General features: G+C 37.5%; 20 protein-coding genes. 11 read left to right on the plus strand and 9 right to left on the minus strand.

Annotated elements, in window-relative coordinates; all coding sequences use genetic code 11:
• Window positions 1-5: 5 nt before the first annotated feature.
• The 5 genes from ACJJVW_RS10960 to ACJJVW_RS10980 all read right to left on the minus strand — a co-directional run bounded on the left by ACJJVW_RS10960 (window position 6) and on the right by ACJJVW_RS10980 (window position 5290).
• On the minus strand, window positions 6-1382 hold the full coding sequence (locus ACJJVW_RS10960) for an exonuclease domain-containing protein (RefSeq protein ID WP_405253096.1): 1377 nt from the start codon (window positions 1380-1382) through the stop codon (window positions 6-8).
• 70 nt (window positions 1383-1452) lie between these two features.
• Window positions 1453-2100: a YggS family pyridoxal phosphate-dependent enzyme gene (locus ACJJVW_RS10965; RefSeq protein WP_405251875.1), complete on the minus strand. Its 648-nt coding sequence runs from the start codon at window positions 2098-2100 to the stop codon at window positions 1453-1455.
• Entirely contained in the window at window positions 2100-3320 is a 1221-nt protein-coding gene (locus ACJJVW_RS10970; RefSeq protein WP_405251877.1) for a DUF1015 domain-containing protein, read from the minus strand. The genes ACJJVW_RS10965 and ACJJVW_RS10970 overlap by 1 nt, the downstream gene beginning before the upstream one ends.
• A 60-nt stretch (window positions 3321-3380) precedes the next feature.
• Entirely contained in the window at window positions 3381-4271 is an 891-nt protein-coding gene (locus ACJJVW_RS10975) for a 3-hydroxyacyl-CoA dehydrogenase family protein (protein ID WP_013749903.1), read from the minus strand.
• A 59-nt stretch (window positions 4272-4330) separates the two neighbouring features.
• Window positions 4331-5290 carry a Gfo/Idh/MocA family oxidoreductase gene (locus tag ACJJVW_RS10980; protein ID WP_405251880.1) on the minus strand — a complete coding sequence of 320 codons (960 nt, stop codon included), beginning with the start codon at window positions 5288-5290 and terminating at the stop codon, window positions 4331-4333.
• A gap of 145 nt (window positions 5291-5435) precedes the next feature.
• On the opposite strand from ACJJVW_RS10980, the gene ACJJVW_RS10985 reads away from it, so the two are divergent.
• The 4 genes from ACJJVW_RS10985 to ACJJVW_RS11000 all read left to right on the plus strand — a co-directional run bounded on the left by ACJJVW_RS10985 (window position 5436) and on the right by ACJJVW_RS11000 (window position 9364).
• A complete protein-coding gene (locus ACJJVW_RS10985; protein WP_108878144.1) occupies window positions 5436-6077 on the plus strand; it encodes a protein-L-isoaspartate(D-aspartate) O-methyltransferase in 642 nt (213 codons plus the stop codon).
• Window positions 6078-6135: 58 nt separating this feature from the next.
• The gene (gene recR / locus ACJJVW_RS10990) at window positions 6136-6753 is read left to right on the plus strand and encodes a recombination mediator RecR (RefSeq protein ID WP_013749900.1); all 618 of its coding nucleotides are present in this window, start codon (window positions 6136-6138) and stop codon (window positions 6751-6753) included.
• Between the two features lie 87 nt (window positions 6754-6840).
• A complete protein-coding gene (locus ACJJVW_RS10995; protein ID WP_405251882.1) occupies window positions 6841-7974 on the plus strand; it encodes a glycosyltransferase family 2 protein in 1134 nt (377 codons plus the stop codon).
• Window positions 7975-8053: 79 nt separating this feature from the next.
• On the plus strand, window positions 8054-9364 hold the full coding sequence (locus tag ACJJVW_RS11000; RefSeq protein WP_405251884.1) for a dihydrolipoamide acetyltransferase family protein: 1311 nt from the start codon (window positions 8054-8056) through the stop codon (window positions 9362-9364).
• A 90-nt stretch (window positions 9365-9454) separates the two neighbouring features.
• Here ACJJVW_RS11000 and ACJJVW_RS11005 read toward each other — a convergent pair whose 3' ends face one another.
• Window positions 9455-10114 carry a hypothetical protein gene (locus ACJJVW_RS11005; RefSeq protein ID WP_405251886.1) on the minus strand — a complete coding sequence of 220 codons (660 nt, stop codon included), beginning with the start codon at window positions 10112-10114 and terminating at the stop codon, window positions 9455-9457.
• Window positions 10107-10577: a hypothetical protein gene (locus tag ACJJVW_RS11010; RefSeq protein ID WP_405251888.1), complete on the minus strand. Its 471-nt coding sequence runs from the start codon at window positions 10575-10577 to the stop codon at window positions 10107-10109. The genes ACJJVW_RS11005 and ACJJVW_RS11010 overlap by 8 nt, the downstream gene beginning before the upstream one ends.
• Window positions 10578-10676: 99 nt before the next feature.
• Here ACJJVW_RS11010 and ACJJVW_RS11015 point away from each other — a divergent pair, with 99 nt between their 5' ends.
• The 7 genes from ACJJVW_RS11015 to ACJJVW_RS11045 all read left to right on the plus strand — a co-directional run bounded on the left by ACJJVW_RS11015 (window position 10677) and on the right by ACJJVW_RS11045 (window position 14449).
• Window positions 10677-11450, plus strand: a complete 774-nt coding sequence (locus ACJJVW_RS11015) for a 3'-5' exonuclease (RefSeq protein ID WP_298326399.1) — start codon at window positions 10677-10679, stop codon at window positions 11448-11450.
• Between the two features lie 3 nt (window positions 11451-11453).
• Complete coding sequence (locus ACJJVW_RS11020) at window positions 11454-12068, plus strand: fumarylacetoacetate hydrolase family protein (protein ID WP_339847828.1); 615 nt, start codon at window positions 11454-11456, stop codon at window positions 12066-12068.
• 3 nt (window positions 12069-12071) lie between these two features.
• Window positions 12072-12407 (plus strand): Hpt domain-containing protein, encoded by a 336-nt coding sequence (locus tag ACJJVW_RS11025; protein ID WP_298326393.1) that lies wholly within the window; start codon window positions 12072-12074, stop codon window positions 12405-12407.
• The gene (locus ACJJVW_RS11030; RefSeq protein ID WP_298326391.1) at window positions 12408-13655 is read left to right on the plus strand and encodes a competence/damage-inducible protein A; all 1248 of its coding nucleotides are present in this window, start codon (window positions 12408-12410) and stop codon (window positions 13653-13655) included.
• 195 nt (window positions 13656-13850) lie between these two features.
• The gene (gene rpmB, locus ACJJVW_RS11035; protein ID WP_013749891.1) at window positions 13851-14090 is read left to right on the plus strand and encodes a 50S ribosomal protein L28; all 240 of its coding nucleotides are present in this window, start codon (window positions 13851-13853) and stop codon (window positions 14088-14090) included.
• A 20-nt stretch (window positions 14091-14110) separates the two neighbouring features.
• Window positions 14111-14293 (plus strand): 50S ribosomal protein L33, encoded by a 183-nt coding sequence (rpmG, locus tag ACJJVW_RS11040; protein WP_013749890.1) that lies wholly within the window; start codon window positions 14111-14113, stop codon window positions 14291-14293.
• A 3-nt stretch (window positions 14294-14296) separates the two neighbouring features.
• Window positions 14297-14449 carry a DUF4295 domain-containing protein gene (locus ACJJVW_RS11045; RefSeq protein ID WP_013749889.1) on the plus strand — a complete coding sequence of 51 codons (153 nt, stop codon included), beginning with the start codon at window positions 14297-14299 and terminating at the stop codon, window positions 14447-14449.
• Between the two features lie 256 nt (window positions 14450-14705).
• On the opposite strand, the gene ACJJVW_RS11050 is transcribed toward ACJJVW_RS11045, so the two are convergent.
• On the minus strand, window positions 14706-15203 hold the full coding sequence (locus ACJJVW_RS11050; protein WP_405251891.1) for a DUF192 domain-containing protein: 498 nt from the start codon (window positions 15201-15203) through the stop codon (window positions 14706-14708).
• Complete coding sequence (gene lgt / locus ACJJVW_RS11055; protein ID WP_405251893.1) at window positions 15190-16128, minus strand: prolipoprotein diacylglyceryl transferase; 939 nt, start codon at window positions 16126-16128, stop codon at window positions 15190-15192. The genes ACJJVW_RS11050 and lgt overlap by 14 nt, the downstream gene beginning before the upstream one ends.
• Window positions 16129-16214: the final 86 nt, after the last annotated feature.

The following is a 16214-nucleotide window of genomic DNA, read 5'->3' on the forward strand; positions in this document are numbered from 1 at the left end:
CTGTGCTAGTTAGTAATCTGGTCTAGCGGAATAATCTTAAGTCGCTTTCTACTACGACAATAACTTTGGATTATATGTCTAGCATCTCTATTATCTTCCATAGGAGTTATAATAGATTTAAGTGTTTCTAGATCGTTGAGTTGAAAATCAGGTTTATAATAACCTATTCCCATAAAAACACCATCCTCTATAAGTACTACAGAGCGTTCAATTGAGGTACGACCACGCTCCACGATTACCATACTCTTGTTTTTGTAGCTATGCTTGTCTAGAAAAGCTTGCACACGCTGGTTGTATGATTCTGGTGATTCCTCACCTATACAAGCGCCATTACATTTTTTAATAGTATAATTAAAGCAGTTGCCACTCTTTTCATTGTACAGTGTCTTATTCTGGCATAAATCATACGAGTCGATAATGCGCTCTAGATTAGCCTTTGCACTCATAGAGTTGCTATAAGTTGTTATAGATTCCTTGCGGCCATCTGCTCTTTCGGTCTTGAGGTGTATATAGCCTTCACTGTCTGTATAGTGAGTGAGCTGTACCTTAAATTTAGTTCTGCGCAAGGCTCTATTAAACTTTGGCTTATTGCGCTTTATTTCTTCATTTTCCTTTAGAAGTGCAATGAGCTCAGTGCCTGTAGTTTGGTAGGTAACCGTTTCTACCTGATCTTGTATTTGCTTACTCTTACGATTATCATTAGTAAAATGCTGCGTAAGACGTTTTTTCATGTTTTTACTTTTGCCTATGTAAATGATGGTTCCATTTACATTGTGCATAAAGTACACGCCAGTCTCAGAAGGTACACTTCTTATGAGGTCCTTGAGTTTGGTGTCCATATGCTTTTTTGGAAAAGAGCGTATGGCTTTAGTTATAATTGTCTTTTCTGGGTCTTTCTCTAGGAGTAACTTAAAAAGCTTTACTGTGGCAATAGCATCTCCATCTGCTCTATGCCTGTTAGACATCGCGATTCCTAGTGCCTTCGTTAACTTGCCTAGGCTATAACTATCATGACCTGGTAGCAATTCTTGAGAAAGCTCTACAGAGCATAGCGTTGTTCTTTCAAAAGGATATCCAAGTCTGTCAAATTCTAGACTTAAAATGCGATAGTCAAACTGGGCATTATGAGCAACAATAATACATCCCTCGGTGATTTCAATAATACGCTTTGCTATCTCATGAAACTTTGGAGCATCTTTTAACATCCCGTTATTAATGCCAGTAAGTCCTACGACAAATGCTTGTATAGGGCGTTCAGGATTAACGAGAGTTATAAACTGATCAACAACTTGATGTCCATCAAATTTATAAATGGCGATTTCTGTGATACCTTCTTCGTTGTACTTACCGCCAGTGGTTTCTATGTCTAGTATTGCGTAAATATGCTATTTTTTAAAAAATTCCAGTTTTAGGGAATTATGTTGTTTTAAAAGTGAATCAAAGTGATTAAAATTATCGAGCACCAAAAATACTGCTTCCTACTCTAATCATGGTGCTCCCTTTGTCAATTGCGAGTTTATAATCACCACTCATTCCTGAGGATAGTATGGTGAGATTTGCGCTTTCGCGAAAGCGTAAAAATAATCCTTCTAGCAACTCAAATTCTGCCGCAATTTGATCTTGGTTATCTGTAAAAGTTGCCATTCCCATCAGTCCTACCACATTTACATGGGGATAGTTTTCTAATGTGTTTTCTTCAAAAAGCTTCACGGCATCTTGAACATTCATGCCAAATTTTGAATCTTCACGAGCAATTTTAATCTGAATGAGAATATCAATCACTCGGTCATTTGCCTCTGCCTGTTTGTTTACTTCTTTTATAAGTTTTAAACGATCTACAGCATGTATAAGGCTCACGTATGGAGCCATAAATTTAACTTTGTTTGTTTGAACGTGGCCTATCATATGCCACTCTATATCCTTGGGCATTTCTTCCCACTTGTCTGTCATTTCTTGAATCTTATTCTCTCCAAAAATGCGTTGCCCAGTTTCATAAGCCTCCATAAGGTCTGAAACAGGTTTTGTTTTTGAAACAGCTACAAGAGTAACATGTGAAGGAATGTTTTCGCGAAAGCGTAAGATGTTTTCTGCTATACTCATTAAAATTCGTAAATGGTTACGCCACTGCGTAGTTTAGGTTCAATATACGTACTTTTTGGTGGCATTTTTAATCCAGCGTCTGCTATTTCTTTTAACTCATTTATAGTGACTGGTAGCATACCAAAGCTTACCGCATATTCCTTATTGTCTATACGGTCTGTTAAGCTTGTAATATCGCGTCTGCCATCTACATATACTATGCGGTCATCATTTCTCAAGTCTATGATTCCTAAAATAGGTTTAAGTACAGTTTCATACAGTATGTGAGTATCTAGTCTGTCTAGTGGAGTATCAAAACTACGTAAGCTATGTCTCAGGTAAAGGCTGTAATACTCGCCATCCAGATACATGTTGAAGTGATGTTTCTTTGATGGTTTATAGGGAGTGGTGCCGCGATTCTCAATTCTAAACTTGCTGTCTAGCGCTATTAAAAAAGCTTCTTTACTCAGGCCGTTAAGGTCCTTTATAAGTCTATTAAACTCATAAATGAGTAACTCTGATTCAGGTATGAGGAAACTCATAAATGAATGGTAGGTCTCTTGATTTTTTGTATGATTTTTAGAAAGTAGGGCAGAGGAAGAAGATCTATGGTGACCATCTGCAATGTAAAGGCTATCTATGCTGGCAAAAGCATGTTGCAGCTTTTCTATAGTCGCTGTGTCTGTTACTGGCCATAAGTGATGCGTATCACGATAGGTAGTTGTAAACTCATACTCGGCGCGATTGCTCATTACATTGTTGAGTATGCTCTTAATCTCATCAGAATTTTTATAGGTAAGTAATACAGCTTCTGCATTAAATCCCACCGTATCTAGATATTCTGTAAAAAGAGTCTCGCGATCTTCCAGCGTGTCTTCGTGCTTTTTTATAACGTCATTCTCATAGTCTTCTACAGAAGCGCTAGCGACAATACCACAAAAGGTATTCTTTTCTCTATCTACTATTCTATATACATAAAATGCAGGTTGCTCTTCCTTAACAAAGACACCATCATCTTTAAATTCTTGATAGCGATTGCGCACTAGTTCAAAACGTTGTTTTCCAGTGATTTCTTTTTGAAATTTATATCCAGGATTGATAATGTGCAAAAATGAGAACGGATTTTGTGCCATTCTGTGGTCGCGTCCTACTTGATCATAAAATTGGTAAGCGCGTGTAGCAACCAGCCCTACTTTGTCTCTAGTAGGTCTTACCGCACGGAATGGGAGAATTTTTGCCATGTTATATGTACTTAAGGCGCAAAACAATGCGCCTTTATTGAGCTTTGAGTAGTGTGGAGGTTATGAAGCAAACATTGCTGCGACTTTCTCTGCCTTGCGACTTTCTTTATAATCGTAAAAACCTTCACTAGACTTTACTCCTAATTTTCCAGCTCTTACCATGTTTACTAAAAGCGGGCAAGGTGCATATTTTGGGTTTTTAAATCCGTCGTGCATTACTTCAAGAATAGATAAACAAACATCTAGACCTATAAAATCTGCAAGTTGCAAAGGACCCATAGGGTGCGCCATTCCTAGTTTCATAACTGTGTCTATTTCGTATACGCCAGCGACACCATTGTATAGTGTTTCTATAGCCTCATTAATCATAGGCATAAGGATGCGATTTGCTACAAAACCAGGATAATCATTAACCTCTACAGGTACTTTACCTAACTTTTCAGAAAGTTCCATGATGGTCTTTGTAGTAAGGTCGCTTGTATTATAACCTCTTATGATTTCTACAAGTTTCATGATAGGCACGGGGTTCATAAAGTGCATTCCTATTACTTGGTCTGGACGTTCTGTAACAGCCGCAATCTGAGTAATTGAAATAGACGATGTGTTTGTAGCAAGTATGCATGAGTCACTTGTAGCGGCATCTAGAGATTCAAAAATCTTTAGTTTTAAATCTACATTTTCGGTAGCAGCTTCCACTACAAGCTCAGCATTCTTAACACCTTCTGCAAGGTTTGTATACGTGGTGATGTTGTCAAGAGTTTGCTGCTTTTCTATAGCGGTAATGCGCTCTTTGGCAACCATTCTATCTAGGTTTTTTGAGATAGTACTAATCCCACGGTCTAGTGAATCTTGAGAGATATCTACTAGTTGTACTTGGTAACCACTTTGAGCAAAAGTGTGTGCAATACCGTTACCCATTGTTCCTGCTCCTATAACTGCTATGTTTTTCATAAATGAAGTGCTTTGTGTGCTCCCTTGTAAAAGAGATTGTGTGTTTGAATATGTGTTTTCTAAAAATCTGCAATAATCATTTTTGCTACTCGTAAAGCTTCTGTTCCAGCCTTCAATGATACGATTGGGGTGGTGTTTTCTTTTATTGCTTTCGCGAAAGCGTCTAGCTCATCAAGTATTGCGTTATTGCTAGGTACATCTGGATTGTCAAAATAAATTTGCTTCTTGATTCCTTCTGCATTCTGAAGAATCATCGCAAAATCATCTGGAGATTCTGGAGCATCTTTCATCTTTACAACCTCTACTTTTTTCTCAAGAAAATCTACCGAAATGTATGCGTCTTTCTGAAAGAAACGTGCTTTACGCATGTTTTTCATAGAGATACGACTCGCGGTAAGGTTTGCAACACATCCGTTTTCAAACTCAATACGGGCATTTGCAATATCTGGAGTTTCTGATATAACAGATACACCACTCGCATTGACACTTTTTACAGGACTATTTACAACACTTAGTATTGCATCAATGTCATGTATCATAAGGTCTAAAACCACAGGAACATCGGTTCCTCTTGGATTAAATTCCGCAAGTCTATGTGCCTCTATAAACATAGGGCTTTTAATGGAATCGCTCACAGACATAAATGCCGGATTGAAGCGTTCTACATGACCTACTTGACCTAAAACATTGTGTTCTTTTGCAAGCGTGAGTAGTTTTTCTGCCTCCTCAACTGTGTTTGTTATTGGTTTCTCAATAAAGAGGTGCTTTCCAGCTTTGATTACCTTTTCTGCACTTGCATAGTGAAAGGTGGTAGGAGTTACTACATCTACCATATCACAGGCGTTGATTAAATCTTCTTCGGTCTCAAAAGCAGTGTAACCAAATTCTTGAGAGATGGCATCCCTAACCTCTTTTGAGGTGTCGTAAAAACCTACAAGGTCATAGTGTTCAGAAAGGTTAAGAAGTTTTAAGTGTATTTTTCCCAAGTGTCCAGCACCGAGTACGCCAGCTTTAAGCATAGTGTTTGATTTTTATACAAAAATAAGGTTTTAGATACTTTTTAATAGGATACAGCTTTCTACAAAGGAGATTTTTTTAGAATGGTTGTAAAATCTTACAGATAGGTATATTGATTTTCCAACTTTTCTTCTAATTTAGTAATCCATGAAAGACACTACTCGCCACCAAGGAAAACGCCGCCAACTTGTTCAAATATTGAGAGATAAGGGAATCACAAATGATCTCGTTCTCAATGCTATTGGGAAGATTCCGCGTCATTTTTTTATGGATAGTAGTTTTGAGCATCATGCATATCAAGACAAAGCGTTTCCTATCGCTGCAGATCAAACCATCTCACAACCATATACAGTCGCTTTTCAAAGTGAATTAATGGAGATTAAGAAAGGACATCAGGTCCTCGAGATAGGAACGGGAAGCGGCTATCAAACCGCCGTGCTTTGTGAGCTAGGAGCAAAAGTATATTCTATAGAACGCCAGCAAGAATTGTATAAGAAAACAAAGTTGTTTCTTACTAAGCTAGGTTATAGGCCTCGTTTTTTGAGTTTTGGCGATGGGTATAAAGGATTACCGTCTTATGCGCCTTTTGATAGTATTATAGTGACGGCTGGAGCTCCGTTTGTTCCAAAACCGCTACTCGCTCAACTTAAAATAGGAGGTAGGCTTATTATACCCGTAGGTGATGACCCACAAATTATGCAGCGCTACATACGAACTTCTGCGACTTCTTTTGAGAAAAAGGAATATGGAGAGTTTAGATTTGTACCGTTACTGGAGGATAAGAATTAGTGCGTCTATCAACTAAGTGATTTTTACATAACGTCACTAAAGAGTTATCTTTACAACTATGGAATTCTCTTCAAAACTTCTTGAAAATGCAGTCTATGAAATGTCTCAACTCCCAGGAGTAGGCAAGCGTACTGCGTTACGATTAGTATTACATTTATTACGCCAGCCAGAAACACAGACACACCACCTTACAGAAGCATTAAATACAATGCGTGATACTATTAAATTCTGTAAAAAATGTCACAACATTTCAGATGTGGCATTATGTGAGATATGTTCAAATCCCAATAGAGATGAAAGTATAGTTTGCGTGGTAGAAGACGTAAGGGATGTAATGGCGATAGAAAATACGAGTCAGTATCGTGGTTTGTACCATGTGCTGGGAGGTAAAATCAGTCCGCTGGACGGTATAGGGCCTCAAGATTTAAATATCTTTTCGCTCATAGATAGAGCAAAAAGCGGAGTGGTGAAAGAGGTGATTTTTGCACTAAGTTCTACTATGGAAGGAGATACTACAAACTTCTATATTTATAGACAGCTAGAAGCTTACGATATAGCAACCTCTACTATTGCTAGAGGTATTGCCGTAGGTGACGAGCTAGAGTATGCAGATGAGGTAACGCTAGGTAGAAGTATTTTACATCGCATACCTTTTGAAAATTCTTTAAAGAATTAAATTAATATATTGTGCTTTGTTAAAAATGTCGCACAATAGTCAGTATAACCTATATACTACTATAAATAATAAATTCCTTTAAGCTTTTTGCAACTCTCCATAATCATTGTAAGTTATAATGTGATGCACTACCTAGAGTTATGTCTGGACAGTGTACAAGATGCAATAGCTTTCGCAGATGCAGAGATTATAGTGGTAGATAACGCTTCTGTAGATGGCAGTGTACAAATGGTCAAGGATAAGTTTCCTACCGTAAAGATTGTTGCCAATAAGAAAAACGCTGGTTTTTCGTCTGCAAATAATCAAGGGGTTGCCTTAGCAAAAGGAACTTATATCTGTATTCTCAATCCGGATACAGTGGTTCCATCGAGTGTATTTGAGAGTTTACTAAAAATAACTACCCAAGAACAATATACCGGAGCACAAGGAGTACGTCTTGTAAATGGGAGAGGTGCTTATTTACCAGAAAGTAAGCGCAATGTTCCTACTCTCAGAGTTGCATTAAGTAAGATGATGGGTTATGGATCCTCTTATTATGCCACTCATATAGCGAGTGATGCTAGGGGTGAGGTAGCTATTCTAGTGGGTGCATTTATGTTTATGTCTCGTAATCTTTATGAGGAAGTGGGAGGATTTGATGAGCGCTATTTTATGTTTGGAGAAGATATAGACTTGTCTTACACCATTACAAAGGCCGGCTATAGCAATCACTATATAGGCGATGAGACGATATTGCATTTTAAAGGAGAAAGCACTGTAAGGGATGAGCACTATAGAAAGTGTTTTTATGGAGCAATGCAATTGTTTTATGAAAAGCATTTTAATAATAATGTATTCAAAGGTTTTCTTGTGAATACTGGTGTAAACTTGGCTAAGTTCAAAGCTGCATTTTTTAAAAAGTATTTACAGTCTCACCTGGTTGATAGCGAGAGTAACGTAAAAGAATATGTGCTGCTTACAGATAATACATTTTTGAGTGACGCTTTCGCGAAAGCGGTAACAAAACCTGTAACAGTTATCAGTGATATGTGTGTTCCTAAGGAATGGCAAGAGCTTGTTTTTGATGCGGAATATGTGGCGTATAGTGACATAATTAAGGAAATTATAACATATCGAGGTAGTGGTGCTACCTATAAAATCATTCCTAAAAATGGTACTTTTGCAATAGGCAGTAATAGTAGTCTAGGGAAGGGCGATGTAATTGAGTTTAATAGAGATTAATAATTTATAATCACTATTGGATTGATTTAATTACTATTTTTGCAAAAACGAGTATTAAAAACAGCTACATTTTACGAATATGGCAAGATTTGAATTAAAGCTACCAAAAATGGGAGAAAGTGTTGCAGAAGCAACGCTTACAACTTGGTTAAAAGAAGTAGGAGATACTATAGAGGCAGATGAGCCTGTACTAGAGATTGCTACAGATAAGGTAGATAGTGAAGTTCCTAGTGAAGTAGACGGTATTTTAATAGAAAAACTGTTTGAGGTAGATGATGTTGTAGAGGTAGGGCAGACTATTGCTATTATAGAAACCGAAGGTGAAGGGGGCGGAGACGCTACGCCAGCGCCAGCTCAAAAAGAAACTAAAGAAGAAGAGGTTGCAGTTGCTGCAGTCGCTCAAACTGTAACTGCTGCAAAAGACGCAGTAGCTACTCCTGTAAGTTCTGGAGACCGTTTTTACTCACCACTGGTGCGTAACATGGCTAAGGAAGAAGGTATTGATCAAGCAGAGCTTGATGCAATCGCAGGTACGGGTAAAGATGGTAGAGTGACTAAGGATGATATGGTAACATATCTTTCTACACGTGGTACAGCTCCGGCTAAGCCAGCTGCACAGAAACAAGCACCTGCTGCTAAGGCTGCTCCTGCAGTAAAAGCTGCACCAGTAAGTGTAAATGGTGAAGATGAGATCATAGAGATGACACGTATGGGGAAACTCATATCGCATCACATGGTAGCATCTGTACAAACAAGTGCACACGTTCAATCATTTATTGAGGCAGATGTAACAAACATCTGGAACTGGAGAAAGAAACACAAAGATAGCTTCAAGGCAAAAGAAGGTCAGAATTTAACCTTTACTCCTATATTTATGGAGGCTGTTGCAAAAGCTATACGTGATTTCCCTATGATTAACATTGCTGTAGATGGTGATAAGATCATAAAACGTAAAAATATAAACCTAGGTATGGCAGCAGCTTTACCAGACGGTAACCTTATAGTACCTGTAATAAAAAATGCAGACCAGCTTAATCTTGTAGGGATGGCAAAGTCTGTTAATGATCTTGCGGGACGTGCTAGAGATGGAAAATTAAAACCAGATGATACTGCTGGAGGAACGTATACGGTAACAAATGTAGGGACCTTTGGATCTATCATGGGAACTCCTATTATCAATCAGCCGCAAGTTGCAATTCTTGCGCTTGGAGCAATACGCAAAGTACCTGCGGTGATTGAAACTCCAGACGGAGATTTTATCGGGATACGCATGAAAATGTACCTTTCACACTCTTATGACCACCGTGTGGTAAATGGAGCACTGGGCGGACAGTTTGTAAAACGTGTTGCTGAGTATCTGGAAGGATTTGATGTAAATCGCGAAGTATAAGTAAAGCGATTAAATTTATATAAGCCAAAGGCGCAACGTGAGTTGCGCCTTTCTTGTTCTATGGAGTTATTAATATCTGAGTTGTCAGGATCAGCTCTTTTTTAATCCTTTCCAGTCGTACTCACGTATGAAGGTTTTAATATCTACAATGCTCCAGTGCTTTCTTCCTTCAAACATTACTACTGGTAAATCTATAATCCCTCCTTTGTAGCTTGAGTTTTTGAGATGATCAAACATAAAGTCATTCACCTTGTTGTTAGTGCTTACATCCAGCACACGGTATTTGTAATGATTTTTATTTAAAAAATCTGTGAGCAACTTACATTTCTCGCAATCTGGCTCTGTAAATACGGTGAGTTCATCATCCTTTAGGGGTCTTATGTTTACAAACTCCTCTCTGTCTGCTCCTTTTCTGGTAGAGATATCTTGCAATTCGTTCTCATAAGTAAAAATCTTAGTGTAGGTGGGTTCCACTCCTTTGAGAGGGATAAGCGTAATCATGAGGACTTTTGAGTTAGGAGGAAGTTTTTTTATCACAGGCCTATCTGCGCTTCTTCTAAAGCCTTCACCTTGCACAATTAAAAAAGCCTCTTGCTCCTCATCTGTATTGTTTTGAGCATAAAGCAGCCATCTTTTAGGTTGTTTATCTTCTATCAATTCTACAGGAGGCGTGTTGTTTTGTTGCGCTTTCGCGAAAAATTGAAACCCTGACACCAAGGCTATAAAAAGTAATAGTTGTAATCTATTCATCTGTTTTAGGAAGTTTTAAATTCTTAGTTAGTGAGTAATCCGATTCGAAAAATTGAATGTACGTTGGCTGAATTTTAGGCGATTTACTTCGCGGTGACTTCATGAAGAATCGTGCCTTTGTATTATTTAAATCAATCGTAAATTGATCGTTTATATCATCTTTGGTGGTTGTAAAAAAAACGACTTTACCATCAAGTATCCAGTTGCCGCGTGCCCACCAGTGCTCTTCTTCTTGATCTTTAAGTTGTCTAAAATTGTGATACTCAAATCTGCCATTTGGAGATAGGGTAAGTGACCTTGTAAATTTTGTACTAGTATTAAATTTTGATGATTCTGATGTGGTTTCAAATCCTTTACTATAAACTCCAGAGACATCATCTGTGGTAAATGCTGAGGTTTGTGCATTTCCCATTTTCGCCAAAGCGGAAATTAAAAAGGCCAGCAGTAAAAATTTGTTTTTCATAACTATCTTAAAATCAAAAGACGTACCAAGATACAGAATCTACCATTTTTAATGAAAGAGGGAGTTAATTTTGTAGATTGAAACAAGTATTTTTGTGCCATGCAATTAAAAATTACAAGACCGATTTGCTTTTTTGACCTTGAGACTACAGGAATTAACGTAGCCAAAGATAGAATCGTAGAGATTTCTATTTTAAAGGTATTTCCAGATGGAAGGGAAGAAGAGTTTACAGAACGTATAAATCCTACAGTGCCTATTCCTGCGGTAACAACTGCGGTGCATGGAATAAGTGATGCAGATGTGGCAGACAAGCCTACATTTGCTGCTCGTGCAAAGGATGTTTATGATATTATAAAGGATGCAGATCTTGCGGGATTTAATTCTAATAGATTTGATATTCCATTACTAGTAGAAGAGCTACTGCGCTCTGGGATTGATTTTGATATGAAAAATCGTAATGCCATTGATGTGCAAAACATTTTTCACAAGATGGAGCAACGCACACTTGTTGCAGCTTATAAATTTTATTGCGGTAAAGACCTTACTAATGCGCACAGCGCCTCTGCCGATACATGGGCAACCTATGAGGTGTTAAAGTCACAGCTTGACAGATATGATGAGCTAGAGAATGATATGAAATTCTTAGGAGACTTTAGTACGCGTAAAAAACAAGCAGATTTTGCTGGTTTCATAGGCTACGATAAAGATGATGTAGAGATTTTTACCTTCGGAAAACATAAAGGTAAAAAAGTAGAAGAGGTGCTAGATAATGAGCCAGGATATTTTGGCTGGATTCAAAATGCAGATTTCCCTCTTTACACTAAGAAAGTGCTTACGGCTATAAAACTGCGTAAACTTAACACTAAAGCATAGCTTATGAAACTTATATGTATAGGTCGTAATTATGCAAAGCATATTGCAGAGCTAGAGAATGAGCGTCCAGAACATCCAGTGGTGTTTTTAAAGCCAGATTCTTCTATTTTATTAAGTAAACATCCATTTGTGATACCGCCATTTTCTAATGATGTGCATCATGAGGTGGAAATTCTTGTAAAAATTAAGAAGATAGGGAAGTATATAGATCAAAAATATGCTAGTACCTATTATGATGAGATAGGTCTAGGTATTGACTTTACAGCTCGTGACTTACAAGCACAACTTAAAGAAAAAGGATTGCCATGGGAAAAAGCAAAGGGCTTTGACGGTGCTGCCGTAATAAGTTCAAAGTGGTTACCTGTGTCAGACTTTGACACTGTAGATGATATTTCTTTTCGCCTAGAGAATAATGACGTTACAGTTCAAGAAGGATCTACTAGTGAAATGCTATGGAAAATTGATGCTTTGATAAGTTATGTGTCTCAGTATTTTACACTTAAGATAGGAGATGTTATATTTACGGGAACGCCTGCGGGAGTTGCACGAGTACAAGAAAATGATAAATTAAAAGGGTATATAGGAGAAACAGAGATGTTCTCTATAAACGTAAAATAAGACATGTTGAGACATTATAATCTAGAAAAAGTAAGAGAGATCGCTGGTGGTGATGAGGATTTTGTAGGCATTATCGTGGCAACATTCTTACAAGAAATTCCGCCAGATTTAGAGTCTATGCAAAGTGCTATTGCAAATAATAACCACAAGATGGCATATCAATTTGCACATAAAATGAAACCTAATCTCGATATGTTTGGTATTGACTTATTAGGTCAAATTAAAGCAATGGAGAAGTGGAGTGATAGTAATAAGCCTACGTCTGCAATACAGTCTAAGCTAGATGATATAACCTCTACCTTAGGAACTGTGATTGCTGAGCTTCAAGAAGATTTTTAAATGAAAGCAGAAATTATAACGATAGGTGATGAGATTCTCATAGGCCAGATTGTAGATACTAATAGTGCTTACATATCATCTGCCCTCAATAAAATAGGAGTTTCTATATATCAGATCACTTCTATTCAAGATGATGAAAGTCATATACTAGAAGCCTTTGCAGCTGCACAATCTAGAGCAGATCTTGTGATTGTTACAGGCGGTCTAGGTCCTACTAAAGACGATATTACAAAGCATACTATATGTAAGTACTTTAATGATGAGCTAGTGTTCAATCAAGGAGTACTAGATCATGTAGCGCATCTCTTTAAGGAGTATATTAAAAAGCCAATGCTTGATGCAAATAAAACGCAAGCTATGGTGCCTAGTAAGGCAGAAGTGCTAGTAAACGAATTTGGTACTGCTCCAGGAATGTGGATTGAGAATGATAACACTATCTTTGTCTCTATGCCGGGTGTTCCTTATGAGATGAAGGGGCTTATGGAGAATGAAGTGCTGCCACGTTTACAAAAGCAGTTTAAACTTCCTTATATACTACACAAAACGTTTTTAACTTACGGAATGGGCGAAAGTGCCATCGCCGAAAGGATAGAGCGCTTTGAGAATGAACTTCCTGCCGAAATTAAACTAGCTTATCTTCCTTCATTAGGTAGAGTACGTTTACGTTTATCTACTTCAGGTCTTTACAAAGAGGTGGTAGAGGTTGCTATGCAAGAACAAGCAGATAAGCTTTTACCTTTTATAGACGACATTTTTGTTGGGTATGAAAGCGATGGAGAATTTGAGCAAGTTGTAGCAGGCTTATTTGTTGAAAAAGGTAAAACACTTGCAATAGCAGAGAGTTGTACTGGAGGGCAAATGGTAGAGCGATTTACGGCACACAGCGGTGCTTCGCAATTTTTAAAGGGAAGTCTAGTCACTTATGCTACACAGTCTAAGGTTGATATTTTAGGCGTAGATCCAGAAGTAATTAAAGAGCATTCTGTCGTAAGTGCACAAGTGGCAGAGCAAATGGCTGTAAATGCTAGAAAACTTTATAAATCTGATATAGGTATTTCTACTACCGGTAACGCAGGGCCTTTAAAAGGAGATAGTGATGCAGAGGTGGGAACGGTTTATATAGGGATTGCTACAGAGAACGGTGTTACAGCGCATCATTTTATGATGGGTAATCATAGAGAGCGAGTAATAGGTAAGGCTGTAAATAAAGCCTTAGAGTTACTTAAAGAAGAATTACTCTCTAAGTAAAAATTATTTTAAGAGTACGCTTTCGCGAAAAAGTGCCATTTCAGTGCTTGCGCGAGACGAAATAAAGAGTAAAAGTAAAGAAAAGTGAAAATCACTTGAAGAAACAGGAAAAAAACTACGAATAAGTTTTGTTGTGAGATATAAAATTACGTATTTTTGCAGCCTGTTTTGAAATAACTATTTAAAGTTTTAGGAATGTCTAGAGTTTGTGAGCTTACAGGTAAGAAAGCGATGGTCGGAAATAATGTTTCCCACGCGATGAATAAGACGAAGCGTAAATTTAACGTGAATCTTATGAAAAAACGTTTTTACCTTCCAGCAGAAGATAAGTGGATCACGTTGAAAGTATCAACGTCTGCGTTAAAGAATATCAATAAGAAAGGAATCGATGCGGTTGTTAAAGAGGCACGCGCAAACGGGTTCTTAACTAAATAATCCCATAAAGAAACACCGAGATGGCAAAGAAAGGGAATAGAGTACAGGTAATCTTAGAGTGCACTGAGCACAAAGCGACTGGTCAACCAGGTACGTCAAGATATATCACGACTAAAAATAAAAAGAACACTCCTGATCGTATGGAGTTGAAGAAATTCAACAACGTATTGAAGAAGATGACTGTTCATAAAGAAATCAAATAAGTTATGGCAAAGAAATCAGTAGCATCTTTACAGACAGGATCAAAGCGTTTAACTAAAGCGATAAAAATGGTAAAGTCTCCAAAATCTGGAGCTTATACATTTGTGGAAGCAGTAATGGCTCCAGACCAAGTAAGCGATTTCTTAGCTAAGAAATAAGTTATACTACACAATATTTGAAAACCCGCTTCTTAATAGAAGCGGGTTTTTTTTTGTTCAAAATGTTTGATTAAGAAATGCGCTTTGTCAATAATACGAGCATGCTTTTGTGATTACTTAAGAGGCACAGTATGGCTCTTTTTGTAGCATAACAGTTATCTACGCAGTGAATGAATAGATTTACTCAATAGTCTGTAAAAGAAAAAACCCTCTGTTTAGAGGGTTTTGTGTTAACTTAAGATACTGTTGGACTATATTAAAGAAGCTTCCATTCTACGCGATCTCCTACCTCAATAACCCACTCTTCAGATAGGCCGCCATTAATCTTTAAAACTAGCTGAGAAGGTACTTGTGATGGTAAGAATGTCTTATCATCCAAAGGTGTAGTGTTTTCAGAAAAACTTATAATCTCATTACTAGCATTGATGTGTATAAGGTCTAGAGGAAACCTAATATCTGTCATATAATACCCTCTTAACTCTTCTTGTGGGTATAGAAAAAGAACTCCTTGATGCGACTTGAGTCTATCTCTATTCTTGAGATCTACTTCCTGCTCGTACGCTGTGTCTGCTACTTCTATATCTATAGTGCGTATTACTTGTCCAGAAGCTTTTATGAGTGTAAGCTCTCCCTCTTTATTAAAAGCTGGTTTTTCGATAGATATAATACTATCAGTATTTGTGTTTTCTTTACAACTCACTCCGGCAATTAGAAGTGAGAAAAGCGAAATATAAGCAGCGTTACGAAGCTTCATAAGATGTTTTTTTAGTAAATGATGTTATTACAAAGTATAGGCCTATAATTATAAAAGGTATACTCAATACCTGACCTGTGTTTAGATTAAAAATCCAATCTTCACGATTCTCTACCTGTTCACGTTTAAAGTTTTCTACTATAAAACGTACGCCCATTAGAAGTAATAAGAATAGACCGAATAAGAACCCTGACTTCTTGCGAGCATCTGTCTTCCAATACAGAATAAATAAGATTAGGAATACAAATACATAGCCAAAAGCCTCCATGAGCTGTCCAGGATATCTAAAGGGAATGGTGCTTATAATGTCTGCAAATTGAGGGTCGCTTGTAAGTGCTTGGTACGCTCGTGCTGGATTTGGGATATTAGTAAGCGATACCGCTCGGCGTTCAGAAATTTCGTCTTGAACAAATTGAATTCCTAAGTTGCTATCTGTAACTTTCCCTACCATTTCTGAGTTCAAAAAGTTACCTATACGCACAAAAACAGCTCCAGATGCACAGGTAATTACTACGCGATCTAAAATCCATAAAACCGATTTATGCAATACCTTCTTATTGTACAGGTATAATCCAAAAATAGTAGCAATCGCAGCTCCGTGACTTGCAAGTCCCCTAAACCCAGTAAACTCAAATTCTGGAACAAACCTAAAAGGTAACAATACAGACAGCGGATCTTCCCAAAGTAATTCAGTTTGATAAAAGAATACGTGACCTAATCGTGCCCCTAAAAGAATAGAGGCCACAGCATAAATAAATAGACTGTCTAATTTTTCAATAGCAACTTCTTCACGGATGAACATCTTCTTCATCAGGTAAAAACCTAATGAGAATGCAACTACAAACATTAAACTATAAAAATGGATGGTAATAAATCCTAGGTCAAGTCCTGATATTGGATTCCATGTAAATTTTAATGCAAGCATATATTGGGATTGTTAGCTACTCAGATCATTAGTTAGTGTTTCCACTTTAGATCGAGTGTGTTGTTTATTTTCAATAAGCAATTTAA

The organism is Dokdonia sp. Asnod3-C12 (assembly GCF_045063975.1).
Taxonomy (GTDB): domain Bacteria; phylum Bacteroidota; class Bacteroidia; order Flavobacteriales; family Flavobacteriaceae; genus Dokdonia.